The 12,648-nt window shown below is 64.5% G+C and carries 13 protein-coding genes; 4 read left to right on the plus strand and 9 right to left on the minus strand.

From position 1 onward, the window contains the following. Positions 1-24 precede the first annotated feature (24 nt). The 3 genes from IH615_RS13130 to IH615_RS13140 all read left to right on the plus strand — a co-directional run bounded on the left by IH615_RS13130 (position 25) and on the right by IH615_RS13140 (position 2,180). On the plus strand, positions 25-711 hold the full coding sequence (locus IH615_RS13130; RefSeq protein WP_291362322.1) for a YggS family pyridoxal phosphate-dependent enzyme: 687 nt from the start codon (positions 25-27) through the stop codon (positions 709-711). A gap of 162 nt (positions 712-873) precedes the next feature. Further along, positions 874-1,557 (plus strand): response regulator transcription factor, encoded by a 684-nt coding sequence (locus tag IH615_RS13135; RefSeq protein ID WP_291362323.1) that lies wholly within the window; start codon positions 874-876, stop codon positions 1,555-1,557. A 158-nt stretch (positions 1,558-1,715) separates the two neighbouring features. Then, complete coding sequence (locus IH615_RS13140; RefSeq protein WP_291362324.1) at positions 1,716-2,180, plus strand: cyclic nucleotide-binding domain-containing protein; 465 nt, start codon at positions 1,716-1,718, stop codon at positions 2,178-2,180. A gap of 73 nt (positions 2,181-2,253) precedes the next feature. On the opposite strand, the gene IH615_RS13145 is transcribed toward IH615_RS13140, so the two are convergent. The 4 genes from IH615_RS13145 to rimM all read right to left on the minus strand — a co-directional run bounded on the left by IH615_RS13145 (position 2,254) and on the right by rimM (position 5,588). Continuing rightward, positions 2,254-3,066: an exodeoxyribonuclease III gene (locus IH615_RS13145; protein ID WP_291362325.1), complete on the minus strand. Its 813-nt coding sequence runs from the start codon at positions 3,064-3,066 to the stop codon at positions 2,254-2,256. A gap of 401 nt (positions 3,067-3,467) precedes the next feature. Then, positions 3,468-4,025, minus strand: coding sequence for a 50S ribosomal protein L19 (gene rplS, locus IH615_RS13150; protein WP_291362326.1), 558 nt, complete (start codon positions 4,023-4,025; stop codon positions 3,468-3,470). Between the two features lie 346 nt (positions 4,026-4,371). Continuing rightward, positions 4,372-5,055, minus strand: a complete 684-nt coding sequence (gene trmD, locus IH615_RS13155) for a tRNA (guanosine(37)-N1)-methyltransferase TrmD (RefSeq protein ID WP_291362327.1) — start codon at positions 5,053-5,055, stop codon at positions 4,372-4,374. Beyond that, a complete protein-coding gene (gene rimM, locus IH615_RS13160; RefSeq protein ID WP_291362328.1) occupies positions 5,052-5,588 on the minus strand; it encodes a ribosome maturation factor RimM in 537 nt (178 codons plus the stop codon). Before rimM ends, trmD begins: the two co-directional genes overlap by 4 nt. Before the next feature lie 117 nt (positions 5,589-5,705). On the opposite strand from rimM, the gene IH615_RS13165 reads away from it, so the two are divergent. Then, a complete protein-coding gene (locus IH615_RS13165) occupies positions 5,706-6,005 on the plus strand; it encodes a hypothetical protein (RefSeq protein ID WP_291362329.1) in 300 nt (99 codons plus the stop codon). Here IH615_RS13165 and IH615_RS13170 read toward each other — a convergent pair. From IH615_RS13170 to purH, 5 genes are all read right to left on the minus strand, one after another. After that, positions 6,002-7,288 (minus strand): GGDEF domain-containing protein, encoded by a 1,287-nt coding sequence (locus IH615_RS13170; RefSeq protein WP_291362330.1) that lies wholly within the window; start codon positions 7,286-7,288, stop codon positions 6,002-6,004. The two genes, IH615_RS13165 and IH615_RS13170, sit on opposite strands and share 4 nt — an antisense overlap. 112 nt (positions 7,289-7,400) lie before the next feature. Then, positions 7,401-7,829, minus strand: a complete 429-nt coding sequence (locus IH615_RS13175) for a metallopeptidase family protein (RefSeq protein ID WP_291362331.1) — start codon at positions 7,827-7,829, stop codon at positions 7,401-7,403. Between the two features lie 120 nt (positions 7,830-7,949). Then, on the minus strand, positions 7,950-9,356 hold the full coding sequence (leuC, locus tag IH615_RS13180; RefSeq protein WP_291362332.1) for a 3-isopropylmalate dehydratase large subunit: 1,407 nt from the start codon (positions 9,354-9,356) through the stop codon (positions 7,950-7,952). 90 nt (positions 9,357-9,446) lie between these two features. After that, the gene (locus IH615_RS13185; protein WP_291362333.1) at positions 9,447-10,787 is read right to left on the minus strand and encodes a lipopolysaccharide biosynthesis protein; all 1,341 of its coding nucleotides are present in this window, start codon (positions 10,785-10,787) and stop codon (positions 9,447-9,449) included. Positions 10,788-10,929: 142 nt separating this feature from the next. Next, entirely contained in the window at positions 10,930-12,516 is a 1,587-nt protein-coding gene (purH, locus tag IH615_RS13190) for a bifunctional phosphoribosylaminoimidazolecarboxamide formyltransferase/IMP cyclohydrolase (protein WP_291362334.1), read from the minus strand. Between the last annotated feature and the right edge of the window lie 132 nt (positions 12,517-12,648).

The raw sequence follows: 12,648 nt of genomic DNA on the forward strand, positions 1-12,648 counted from the left end.
GGTCAACAGGAACAGGGCGAAAGCATGGATGCCGATGCCGCCAGCAATCTCGCCGCCATAAGAGATCGCATCGCCAGGGCGCAGGCACGTTTCGGCCCGCCGCCCGCCGCGGTGACGCTGGTCGCGGTGTCCAAGACCTTTCCGGCCGAGGCGATCGAGCCGTTTCTGGCTGCCGGGCAGCGGGTGTTCGGGGAAAACCGGGTGCAGGAGGCCAAGGACAAGTGGCCGGGCCTGCGCCAGCTTTATCCCGATATCGAACTGCATCTGATCGGACCGCTGCAGACCAACAAGGCGCGCGAGGCGGTGGCGCTGTTCGACGTCATCGAAACAGTGGATCGCGAGAAACTTGCCAGCATTCTCGCGGCAGAAATGGCGCGTGCCGGCCGCATTCTGCCCTGCTTCGTGCAGGTCAATATCGGGCTCGAGGAGCAGAAGGCGGGTATCGCCCCCGCCGAGACCGTGGCATTCGTCGAGCGTTGCCGGAGCGTGCATGGCCTCGATATTGTCGGCCTCATGTGCATTCCCCCCGATGGCGTGCCGCCGGGCCCCTATTTCGCGCATCTTGCCACGCTGGGTCGTGCGGCTGGCGTCGCGCAGCTCTCGATGGGGATGAGCGGCGATTTCGAGATCGGCATCGCGATGGGGGCCACGCATATCCGCGTCGGCTCGGCGCTGTTCGGCCATCGGCCGCCTGTTGCCACCGGGTTTTAGGTTGCACCGGAAGCAATTGCTGCGCCCTCGAGCGGCCAACTGCAACTTCTCAGCCCCACACTCGTTGCTTCAGAGTGTAACGCCGATGTGATTGGCTGGCCGAAAACCCGTCGCAATATTGTGACGATTGGCGGGGTCGACGCGAAAAGTCCGGAGAAAACAATGAACAAGCGACGTATCCTGCTGGTGGACGACGACGCTGATCTGCGCCAGACGCTGGTCGAACAGCTCGAAGCGCAACGCGAATTCGAGGTCATGCAGGCCGGGACCGCCAATGATGCGCTCAAGGCGACGCGCGAGAACAATGTCGACCTGATGATTCTGGATGTCGGGCTGCCCGACATGGATGGGCGCGAGGCAGTCAAGGTGTTGCGCAGCGAGGGCTATAAGAGCCCCATCCTGATGCTGACCGGACACGATACCGATGCCGACCAGATCCGCGGCCTCGATTCGGGCGCCAATGACTATCTCACCAAGCCATTCCGCTTTCCGGTGCTGCTGGCGCGCATCAATGCGGCTCTGCGCCAGCATGACCAGAGCGAGGACGTGGTGTTCACCATCGGCCAATACAGCTTCCAGCCTTCGGCCAAGCTGCTGGAGGCCAATGATGGCGGCAAGGTGCGGCTGACCGACAAGGAAACCTCCATTCTCAAGTATCTCTACCGGCAGGGCCCCAAGACCATTACGCGGGACGTGCTGCTCAAGGAGGTCTGGGGCTACAATAACCGGGTCACCACGCATACGCTCGAGACCCATATTTACCGGCTGCGCCAGAAGATCGAGCGCGACCCGTCCAATGCGCGGCTGCTGGTGACGGAAGACGGTGGCTATCGGCTGGTGCCCTGAGGGCGACATGCACTGGTCCGAAAACCGGTTTCCACTTTTCGGGTGCATGCCGTAAAGCCGTGGACCGCCACAAAATCCGGTACAAAGCTCGTCAAAATGCCCTATAGGATGAGGCGGCTCCGCTCCCGGCGGGGCCGCTTGCGCATCCGGATGGGTTCATGATCAGGGACGATGCGGCTGAGGCGCTGGCCCAGGCCGAATTCTTCGATATCTGCGACGACGAGCAGCGGCGCATGCTGGCCTTTGCCGGCGACATCAGGCATTTCGATCCCGATGCGGTGCTCTACAAGGCCGGTGACATGCCAATGGGCGCGTTCGTGCTGGTCGAGGGTACGCTCAAGGCCAAGCCCGAAGGGCCGGGCGCCGGCAAGCCCTATGCGATTTCCGAGCCGGGCAGCGTGGTTTCCGCCATGGCGCTGATCCTTGCCAAGCCGCGCCCGGTGACCATCACCGCCGTCACCGACACGCAGACGCTGTTCGTGCCGCGGACGGCTTTCCTCAAGCTGGTGCAGCAATCGCCCGAACTGGCGCAACGCGCGGTGGCGCGGGTCGAGCGGGACCTGGGCAATTATCTGGGCGCGCTGGAACCGGTGCGGCGGAAGATGAAGGGTGGGCAGGGCTGAGGTTCGTCTCGCCCATCCACCAGCCGCGACACCCCCGGGCTTGTGGTGAGGCCGGGAGAAAGAACCGGCTCCCTCACACCCCCGCGAACTTCGCGATGACAGGCACGTGGTCGCTCGGTTGCGGGGCGTAGCCGCGGAAGGCCTTGACGATTTCGGTGCCGATGCAGTGCTCGGCGACATCAGCCGTGGCCCAGATATGGTCGAGCCGGCGGCCCTTGTTGGCCAGTTCCCAATTGGCGCTGCGATAGCTCCACCAGGAATAGAGTTTCTGGTCATAGGGCACATGCTTGCGCACCAGGTCGGTCCAGCCATGGCCGCCATTGAGGATGGCGTTGAGCGCCTCGGTCTCGACGGGTGTGTGGCTGACGATCTTGAGCAGCTGCTTGTGGCTCCAGACGTCGTTTTCGTGCGGGGCGATGTTGAAATCGCCGGCAATCAGGTGCCCGCGCTGGAACATGGGCTCGGCGAACCAGCTGGTCAGCTCGCTCAAAAAGCCTAGCTTGTGCTTGAATTTGGGGTTGATCTCGGGGTCGGGCTCGTCGCCGCCGGCCGGGATATAGAAATCATGCAGCGTCACCGGGCCGTGGCCGAAATCGGTCAGCGCCGAGACGTGGCGCGATTCGGGGATGTCGCAGAACATCCGGCTCGAGACGTCGGTCAGCGGAAACTTCGAGACGATGGCGACGCCGTGATAGCCCTTCTGCCCATGCACGGCCATATGCGGATAGCCGGCATCGCGGAAGGCGTTGCGCGGGAACTGGTCGTCCAGGCACTTGATCTCCTGGAACATGATCACGTCGGGCGCATGCTGCGCGATGAAATCGAGCACCATGGGCAGACGCAGGCGGATCGAATTGATGTTCCAGGTGACGATCGAGACGGGCATGGGAGACTCGCGGGCGCGGCGGGAGGCTTCTTATTGCGGAGGCGATGGGGGAGGACAAGCCGGAAATGGCGGCGTTCGCGACGCTGGCCACATGCTCGATCGTCACCCTCGGGCTCGACCCGAGGGCACCGTACAAACTAGACACTCCGCAAGTGTAGAGCCCTCGGGTCAAGCCCGAGGGTGACGGCCGGTGGGCTGGCGACAGAATGCCCCGTATTGTGTGCGACGGCCGTCACCACTTCGGATTGTCCGCTGCAAATCGTTCGATGGCAGCGATTTGTCCTTCGGCCAGCTCGAAGTTTCACGTGAATCCATGACTTCCTCCAACGAAAAAGCCCGGCCACCTTGCGGGGGCCGGGCTCTGAATTTGGTTCAGGCAGGGGCGGGTATGGGAACCCGGCTTACTCTGCCTTGGGTGCTTCTTCAGCGGCTGCAGCAGCAGCGGCCTCGGCGGCCTTGGCAGCGGCAGCGGCTTCAGCATCCTTGGCAGCCTGTTCAGCGGCAAAGGCCTCGGCAGCGGCGATCTTTTCGGCTTCGCGGGCTTCGCGTGCGGCCTGGGCGGCCGTGCGCTCGCCGGCTTCGATCTTCTTGGTGCGCGAATTGGTCGATTCGAAAATGCGGGCCGATTTACCGCGACGATCGCGCAGGTAGTACAGCTTGGCGCGACGGACCTTGCCGCGCTTGAGGACTTCGATGGAGGCCACGTTCGGGGAATAGAGCGGGAATACGCGTTCCACGCCTTCGCCGTAGGAAATCTTGCGCACGGTGAAGGAAGAGGTGATGCCGCCGCCGTTCATGGCAATGACGACGCCTTCATAGGCCTGCAGGCGTTCCTTGTCGCCTTCACGGATCTTGACCCACACCTTGATGGTGTCGCCATGGGTGAATTCGGGAAGCTCGCGCTTGGCCGAGAGAGCCGCGACCTGCTCGGCCTCGATCTGCTGGATGATATTGGTCATGTCGATTCCGTTCTGAATCTTTTCAAAGGAGCGTTTATCGGGCCTTTCGGCTCGTCGCCCGGTCTTGGTTGGTAACGGAGGTTTTTCGTCTTTTTATTGATGCGCCACGGGTCCGATTAGCCCAGCAACGCGGATAGTGGCGCGGCTATAGGGGAAAAAGCGCCGGGAGTCTAGGGTTTGCGTGTCATCAGACTATCAAAGGCCCTTTGCCGACGCTCCCAGCACAGGGTCATTCCCGCGTAAGCGGGAATCTCCATTTCTCCTGCGCTATCGCAAAACAGAGATTCCCGCCTTCCCGGGAATGACGCGGTGGGGAGAGTAGGCCCATGGTAGGAGGTTGTGTGGCCTATTTCTTCAACAGGTCCGGCCGCCGCGCCGCTGTCAGCGCCTGGCTCTGCTCGGCGCGCCACCGGGCGATCCTGCCATGGTCGCCCGACGTCAGCACCGCCGGGATCTCGGTGCCTTCAAAGCTCTGCGGGCGGGTATATTGCGGATATTCGAGCAGGCCGTTCTCAAAACTCTCGTCGGCATGGCTGTCGGCGCTGCCCAGGACGCCCGGGATCAGCCTCACCACCGCCTCGAGCAGCACCATGGCGGCCACTTCGCCGCCAGCCAGCACATAGTCGCCGATGGAGATTTCCTCGAGGCCCCTGTTGTCGATGACGCGCTGGTCGATGCCCTCGAAGCGGCCGCAGACGATGACGGCGCCTGGGCCTTCAGCGAGTTCATGGGCGCGGGCCTGGGTCAGCGGGGCGCCGCGCGGGGACATCAGGAGGCGCGGGCGCGGATCGCCCGCGGGCGAGACGGTGTCGATGGCTTTGGCGAGGATATCGGGCTTGAGCACCATGCCGGCGCCGCCGCCCGAGGGCGTATCGTCGACCGTGCGGTGACGGTCGGTGCTGAAATCGCGCAGCTGGACGGCCTCAAGCGACCACAGGCTGTCGGCCAGGCCACGCCCCAGTACTGATGCGCCCAGCGGGCCCGGAAACAGCTCGGGAAACAGTGTGATGATGGTGGCGGAAAAGCTCAATCGGGCTCTTCCTCGCCCTCGGGCGCATCCATGGGCACCACGATGGTGAGAAAGCCCCCGGCAATGTCGACATGAGGCACCACGGCCCGGGTGAAGGGGTAGAGAAAGGTATCCCCGCTTTGTGGATCGCGGACCTCGATCAGGTCGCCGGCGCCAAAATTGGGCACGGCCGAGACCTTGCCGATGGTCACGCCGCTTTCGAGCCGGGCATCCAGGCCAATCAGGTCGGCATGGTAGAAATCGTCTTCGTCCTCGGTCTCGGGCAGTTTCTCGCGGTCGATATAGAGGCTCACGCCGTTGAGCTGCTCGGCGGCCGTGCGATCGGAAATGCCCTTGATGTGAGCGATGACCACATTCTTTTGCAGCCGAACCTTGGTCAGGGTGATGGTGAGGCCGGGCCGGTCGGTCTCCAGCGGGCCATAACTGCCGATGGCCTCGGGGTCCTGGGTGTGGGTGGCGATGCGCACCTGACCCTTGATGCCATGGGCCGCGCCGATCTGGCCCAGAAAAATCTTGTTTGCCTTGCTGTCCATGCTCGCTCCGCCAGCTTTGACAGCGTCTTAGCAGGCGACGGTCACGTTGGGAATTGTTGCGGAACCAAGCAGGACAGGCGACACTTGTGCAAGCAAGAGCAAACGGGAGCCGCGCTTATGGCCAAGACACTTACCAACCGCGACGATATCCGCCTATGGGCCGAGGCTCGGGGCGGCAATCCGATGCTGATGGATACCCCCGACGGCACCGGCATCCGCACGCTGCTGCAGCTGACCTTTGGCCAGCATGCCATCAATACCGAGGGCAATGAGGGGCCCGACCGCATCGGCGGCTTTCACCTGGTGAGCTGGGAGGAATGGTTCGCCGCCCTCGACGAGGGCAAGCTGGCGCTGCGTGTCTCGGATGATCCGTCCGGCGGAAACGAGGCCGAGTTCGAGTTTGTGCCGCGGGACTAGGCGCTGGCGACCCGATTTGCCGCTCGACCTGGCCGGTGCGCCGCCGCGGTGGCGTCACTGGCGACAACGACCCGGTCGCGGCCAGCGGCCTTTGCCGCATAGAGGGCTTCATCCGCCCGACCCATGAGGCCATGCAGGGTCTCGCCGGGCTGGTGAATGGCGATGCCCGCACTCATTGTCACGCCCCAGCCGACAGCATCGCCGAAATCGGCCGATGACAGGCCCGAGCGGATTGCCTCGGCATAAAGCCGGGCGGCGGCCAGGTCGCTGCCGGCCAGGATGACGGCGAACTCCTCGCCGCCAATACGTGCGGAAATGCCGTGCGTCAGTGACATTTCGCGCAGCAGCTGGCCGAGGCGGGCGATGACCTGGTCCCCGGCGGCGTGTCCCGCCGTGTCATTGATGCGCTTGAAGTGGTCGATGTCGAAGAGGATGGCACAGACCGGGCGCAGGCCGGTTTCGCCCAGGCGCAGGGCGGCCGCCTCTTCAAAGGTCACCCGGTTGAGCAGGCCTGTCATGGCGTCGGTGGTCGACCGCTCGCGCATCCGGTTCAGCTCCGCCATCACATTGCGCAGTACCAGGGCAATGGCCAGCACCAGCAGCGCCGCCAGGGTGATCAGGGTGATGGTCAAGGCGTGCTCTACGGGCGGGCGCGGGCCAGGCGGAGGGGCCAGGTCGAAAAGGCCCCTGGCGGGCGGAGGCGGCTGTTGCAGGGGAATGCCCGCGCCCGGATTGGAGGCCGGCGCAAAGCCGCCGCGCAGGACTGGCGGGGGTGGCGGTGGAGGGTTGAGGAGACGGGAAAAGCCACCCGGATGGAAAATTGAGCGGATGGCGATGGCGACGATGCCGAACACCATGGTCAGGCCATAGCCCCAGGAACCGGCGCGGAAGACCAGCGCCGCCGACCAGACCATGAAGACGAGGACGGGAATGGGGCCGAACAGCATCCAGTAATGCGGGGCGGCGTTCAGCACGGTCAGGGCCGTCGCGATGGCCACGAACAGCACGCCCCCGGCCACCATGCGGGCAAGCGGATTGGCGCGGGTGTCGCCGCTCCGGTGCAGGCCGTAGGCGACAAGGCAGGTCGCGGCATAGAAGCTGCCCCAGCTCAACCATTTGACCCAGACGGCGGGCACGCCCAGTCGCATGGTCACCGTGGCCAGCGACAGAGCCAGCAGGGCGAAGGCGCCGGCCCACCAGCCAAAGGCGGTCAGGCTGCGATTGATCGCATAGGCGATCAGCAGGCCAGCCGCCAGCAGCAGGGCCGTGATTGCAGCTGCCAATGAAAACACGTCAAATTGCGCCAAGGCGTCCACCCCTCGTCGGGCGCGAGCATAGGCAGCGGGCGTTAACGCAAGGTTTGGCTGTCGGTGAACCGCATAGGCGTTCTGCCAATTATTCGGCGTCGGCGGCCGCCTCGATGGCTTCCATGTCCTCGTCGGAAAAACCGAAATGGTGGCCCAGTTCGTGGATCAGCACATGGGTGACAACTTCGCCCAGGGTGTTGTCGTCATTCTCGGCCCAGTAATCGAGGATGGCGCGGCGATAGAGATAGACCGTATTGGGCAACTGGCCGGTCTGGGGCACGGCGCCATCTTCGGTCAGGCCAATGCCTGAAAAGAGCCCCATCAGCTCGAAGGGGCTCTCCATGCCGAAGCCTTCGAGCACGTCATCGTCGGCAAATTCGGCGACCGAGCAGGTGACGTCAGCGGCGAGCGACTTGAACGGCTCGGGCAGGTCCCTGAGCGCCTGGCTGGCCAGGGCCTCGATATCGTCGAGGGTAGGCGCGAAACGATTATGCCAGCCTTCGCTCGAAATGCTCATCCCGGACGCTCCATGCTACCGTCATTGTCCGGCTTGTCCGGGCAATCCACTTCTCCGCTGACGCTCAAGCATGGATCACCCGGCAAGCCGGGTGATGACGAAGAATTGGGAGTCAGCGCCTTACTGCCACTCGCGGATGTCGACGAAGTGGCCGGCAATGGCGGCGGCGGCGGCCATGGCGGGGGACACGAGGTGGGTGCGGCCCTTGAAGCCCTGGCGGCCTTCGAAATTGCGGTTGCTGGTCGAGGCGCAGCGTTCCTGCGGCTTGAGCTTGTCGGGGTTCATGGCCAGGCACATCGAGCAGCCGGGCTCGCGCCATTCGAAGCCGGCATTGAGGAAGATGGTGTGCAGGCCCTCGGCTTCGGCCTGATCCTTGACCAGGCCCGAGCCGGGAACGACCATGGCGCTGACCGTGGGGGCCACCTTGTGGTCGCCGATCACGGCAGCGGCAGCGCGCAGGTCCTCGATGCGGCCATTGGTGCAGGAGCCGATGAAGACGCGGTCGATGGCAATATCGGTGATCGGGGTGCCCGGCTTGAGGCCCATATAGTCGAGCGCCCGCCACTTGCTGGCGCGCTTGTTCTCGTCGGCGATGTCATCAGGATTGGGCACGGCGCCGGTGACGGTGATGACGTCCTCGGGCGAAGACCCCCATGACACGATCGGCGGCAGCTTGGCGGCGTCGAGGATGACCACCTTGTCATAGACTGCACCCTCGTCGGTATAGAGGGTCTTCCAATAGTCGAGCGCCATGTCCCAGGCCTTGCCCGTCGGGGCGCGGTTGCGGCCCTTGACGTATTCGAAGGTCTTTTCGTCGGGGGCGATCAGGCCGGCGCGGGCGCCGCCTTCGATGGTCATGTTGCAGACCGTCATGCGGCCTTCCATGCTGAGCGAGCGGATGGCTTCGCCGGCAAATTCGATGACATGGCCATTGCCGCCGGCCGTGCCGATTTCGCCGATGATGGCGAGGATGATGTCCTTGGCGGTGACATGGGGCGGCAGCGTGCCATCCACGCGCACCAGCATGTTTTTGGCCTTTTGCTGGATCAACGTCTGGGTGGCGAGGACATGCTCAACCTCGGACGTGCCGATGCCGTGGGCCAGGGCGCCAAAGGCGCCGTGGGTCGAGGTGTGGCTGTCGCCGCAGACGATGGTCATGCCGGGCAGGGTGAAGCCCTGCTCGGGGCCGACGATGTGGACGATGCCCTGGCGCTTGTCGAAGGGATCGAAATATTCGATGCCGAAATCGCGGGTATTTTCGGCCAGCGTCTCGATCTGGATGGCGCTTTCCGGGTCGGGATTGGGCAGCGAACGGTCGGTGGTGGGCACGTTGTGGTCGACCACGGCCAGGGTGCGCTCGGGGTGGCGCACCTTGCGGTTGTTCATGCGCAGGCCTTCGAAGGCCTGGGGGCTGGTCACTTCGTGCACCAGGTGCCGGTCGATATAGAGCAGCGAGGTGCCATCCTCGTTGTTCTGGACCAGATGGTCGTCCCAGATCTTGTCGTAAAGCGTGCGGGCCTTGGTCATATCGGTATTCCGGCAGGGGAAGTTCGGAGTGGTTCTAAGCCGGGACGGAGGAGCGGTCAAGCATAACCGTACTCATGGGTACGGCTCGTTTCAGCCGGCCCGGCGGATGGAAAACACACCCAGGAGGCTGGTATCGAGGCCGATGCGGAAGCGGCACCAGAGCGCGATGGCGACCTGGGCGACGATGCGTGCGCCCATATTGGCGGCGGCGGCGCCGACAATGCCGAAGGCGGGGATTACGGCGATCTGCACCAGGAAGCCAAGGCCCATGATGAGCCCAAAGATGGCGACATAGGCGCGCTCATGGCCGGTCATCATCATGACGATCTTGGAGGGGCCGGTGGCGGCGTCGAACAGCAGGCCAAGCGAGAGCAGCACCAGCACCAGTGTGCCCTCGGCATAGGCCGGGCCGAAGAAGCTGAGGATCCACTCGCCCCACAGGGCGAACATGGCGAAGACCACGAGCGAGAAGACGAAACCGGCGCCGGCGCCAAGGGCGGTGATGGCCTGGGCCTGGCGCATTTCCCCGGCATGGAAATGCCGCGCCACCATGGGCGCGATGACCAGCTCGATGGCGAAGGTGAAGAGCGTCATCAGGCCCGCGGTGCGGAAGGCGTTGAAATAGAGGCCCGAGCTTTCGAGGTCGAGCATGAGCCCGACCAGGATCACATCGGCATTGAGTGCAAAGGTCTCGATCAGCGCGCCCAGCATCAGCCAGCGGCTGATGCCGCCCCAGTTGGCCCAATAGGCTTTGACGCCCCGCATGACCGGGGTCAGCACATAGCCTGAGCGCATGGCCTGCCAGAATTGCAGAGCCAGCATGCCTGCCAGCAGGGCCGCCGACAGCACGAGGGCATCGGGACCGCTCAGCACCACGCCGATGGCGAAAAGCCCAAGCACGGCGGCGGGCAAAGCCAGGCGCCAGAAGATGTCGCGCGGCACCAGAGCGGTCCAGAGCGAGCCCTGCGCGCGCAGCGCCGAGGAATTGTATTCGGACAGCGCCATCGGCAGCACAAGGAAGGCGGCGCCATAGACGTGGTTGGCGGTCTCCTCGAAGGTCACCACCTGCACCGTGACAAAGGTGACGATGCAGAGTGCCAAAGCGATGGCGAGGCTGGCAGCGATGGTCAGGGTCGAGCCGGCGCGCACGGCCCTATCGGCACCATCGTGATCGCCGGCAACGGTTTCCTGCGACCACAGGCGCAGCACGGCCATGGGCTGGCCGATGCCGGCAGCGATGGCAAGGACCGTCGCCAAAGCCAGGCCAAAGGCGAAGCGGCCATATTCGCTGGGGCTCATGGTGCGCGAGAGCACGACATAGGTGAGATAGGTGAGGCCGGCGGTGGCCACCTTGATGCCGAGCGAAGCCACCGAGCGCCAAAGCCCGGTCCGGAGCAAAGCCGACAGATCGGCGGGAATGGTCAACCGCATGGACAGGCCTCGGGGTCGCGGTTGCACCACCGCGATGCCGGCAATCTGCCATGGCAGTCTTAGGAAGCTCTTACCCGGGATGACTGGGCGTATCACCGATCGGTGAGGTTCTCACCTCTCCCCCAAAAGGGAGAGGTGAAGATCAGTGCCGGAAGTGGCGCATGCCGGTCATGACCATGGCGATGCCGGCGGCGTCGGCGGCCGCGATGACTTCGTCGTCGCGCATCGAGCCGCCCGGCTGGATCACGGCGGTGGCGCCGGCGGCGACCAGGGCTTCAAGACCATCGGCGAAGGGGAAGAAGGCGTCGGACGCGGCGACCGAACCCTGCGTCAGCGCGCCCTCGATCCCCGCCGCCCTGGCGGCGTCTATCGACTTGCGGTGGGCGGTGAGCGCCGAATCGACGCGGGACATCTGTCCGGCGCCGATGCCGACCGTGGCGCCGGATTTCACATAGACGATGGCGTTGGACTTGACGTGCTTGGCCACCTTGGCGGCGAGGCGCAGGTCGGCCATTTCGGCTTCGGTCGGCTGGCGCTTGGTGACGACCTTGAGGTCGCAATCGTCGACGTTGCGGTTGTCGCGGCTCTGCACCAGCAGGCCCCCGGCCACCGACTTGACCAGCAGGCCTTCGGCCTTGGGGTCGGCGATGCCGCCGGTCAGCAGCAGGCGCAGGTTCTTCTTGGCGGCGATGATGTCCTGGGCTTCCTGGGTCGCCGAGGGGGCGACGATCACCTCGGTGAAGACCTTGACGATTTCGGTGGCGGTGGCGGCGTCGATTTCCCGGTTGGTGGCGACGATGCCGCCAAAGGCGGAGACGGGGTCGGTGCGCAGGGCATTGTGGTAGGCGGTCAGCAGGTCGCCGGCCACGGCGACGCCGCAGGGATTGGCATGCTTGATGATGGCAACGGCGGCGACCTGGGCCGGGTCGAATTCGCTGACCAGCTCGAACGCCGCGTCGGTATCGTTGATATTGTTGTAGCTGAGGGTCTTGCCCTGCACCTGGGTGGCGGTGGCGACGCCGCGGCGATCCTCGCCATTGGCGTAGAAGCCGGCCCATTGATGCGGATTCTCGCCATAGCGCATGACTTCGCGCAAGGTGCCGGCAAAGCTGCGCCAGGGGATATCGGGGTAGTCGATGGCCCTGGCGAACCAGGTCGAAATGGCGCTGTCATAGGCGGCGGTGCGGGCATAGGCCTTGGCGGCGAGGCGCTGGCGCATCGCGAAGGGCACGCCGCCGGTCTCTGCTATGGCGGCGAGGATGGCCGGATAATCCGCGGGATCGACGACGACGGTCACATAGGCGTGGTTCTTGGCGGCGGAGCGGACCATGGCGGGGCCGCCGATATCGATATTCTCGATGATGTCATCGTAGCTGGCGCCGGAAGCCACGGTCTTTTCGAACGGGTAGAGATTGACGGCGACGAGGTCTATGGCGCCGATCTGGTGTTCCGCCATCGAAGCGGCATGGTCGGGCTTGTCGCGCACCGCCAGCAAACCGCCATGCACCTTGGGATGCAGCGTCTTGACGCGGCCATCCATCATTTCGGGGAAGCCGGTGAGGTCGGCGATCTCGCGGACCGGCAAGCCAGCGTCCTTGATCAGCTTGTGGGTGCCCCCGGTCGAGACCAGTTCGACGCCGGTGGCGGCCAGTCCCCTGGCGAAGTCGGCCATGCCAGACTTGTCGAATACCGAAAGCAGCGCCCGCCCGACCTTGACCGTCTTGCTCATGAGGATTTTTCGCCCTGTGATGTGATTTGCGGGCTCGCTAGCACGAAGCGGGGAAAAGGCCAACTAACTTGAGAGGCTGTCGTCCGTGGGCCGAGCACGGGAGTCGGACTCCCTCCCCCTTGAGTGGAGGGC

The sequence above is a fragment of the Devosia sp. genome (assembly GCF_014860165.1).
In the GTDB taxonomy this organism is placed as follows: domain Bacteria; phylum Pseudomonadota; class Alphaproteobacteria; order Rhizobiales; family Devosiaceae; genus Devosia.

Coding starts and splice junctions, on each gene's coding strand:
- IH615_RS13145 (WP_291362325.1), bottom strand. CDS start 3,066: ATGCCCGTCTCGATCGTCACCTGGAACATCAATTCGATCCGCCTGCGT.
- IH615_RS13135 (WP_291362323.1), top strand. CDS start 874: ATGAACAAGCGACGTATCCTGCTGGTGGACGACGACGCTGATCTGCGC.
- purH (WP_291362334.1), bottom strand. CDS start 12,516: ATGAGCAAGACGGTCAAGGTCGGGCGGGCGCTGCTTTCGGTATTCGAC.
- IH615_RS13130 (WP_291362322.1), top strand. CDS start 25: ATGGATGCCGATGCCGCCAGCAATCTCGCCGCCATAAGAGATCGCATC.
- IH615_RS13165 (WP_291362329.1), top strand. CDS start 5,706: ATGGCCAAGACACTTACCAACCGCGACGATATCCGCCTATGGGCCGAG.
- rplS (WP_291362326.1), bottom strand. CDS start 4,025: ATGACCAATATCATCCAGCAGATCGAGGCCGAGCAGGTCGCGGCTCTC.
- IH615_RS13140 (WP_291362324.1), top strand. CDS start 1,716: ATGATCAGGGACGATGCGGCTGAGGCGCTGGCCCAGGCCGAATTCTTC.
- leuC (WP_291362332.1), bottom strand. CDS start 9,356: ATGACCAAGGCCCGCACGCTTTACGACAAGATCTGGGACGACCATCTG.
- rimM (WP_291362328.1), bottom strand. CDS start 5,588: ATGGACAGCAAGGCAAACAAGATTTTTCTGGGCCAGATCGGCGCGGCC.
- IH615_RS13185 (WP_291362333.1), bottom strand. CDS start 10,787: ATGCGGTTGACCATTCCCGCCGATCTGTCGGCTTTGCTCCGGACCGGG.
- IH615_RS13175 (WP_291362331.1), bottom strand. CDS start 7,829: ATGAGCATTTCGAGCGAAGGCTGGCATAATCGTTTCGCGCCTACCCTC.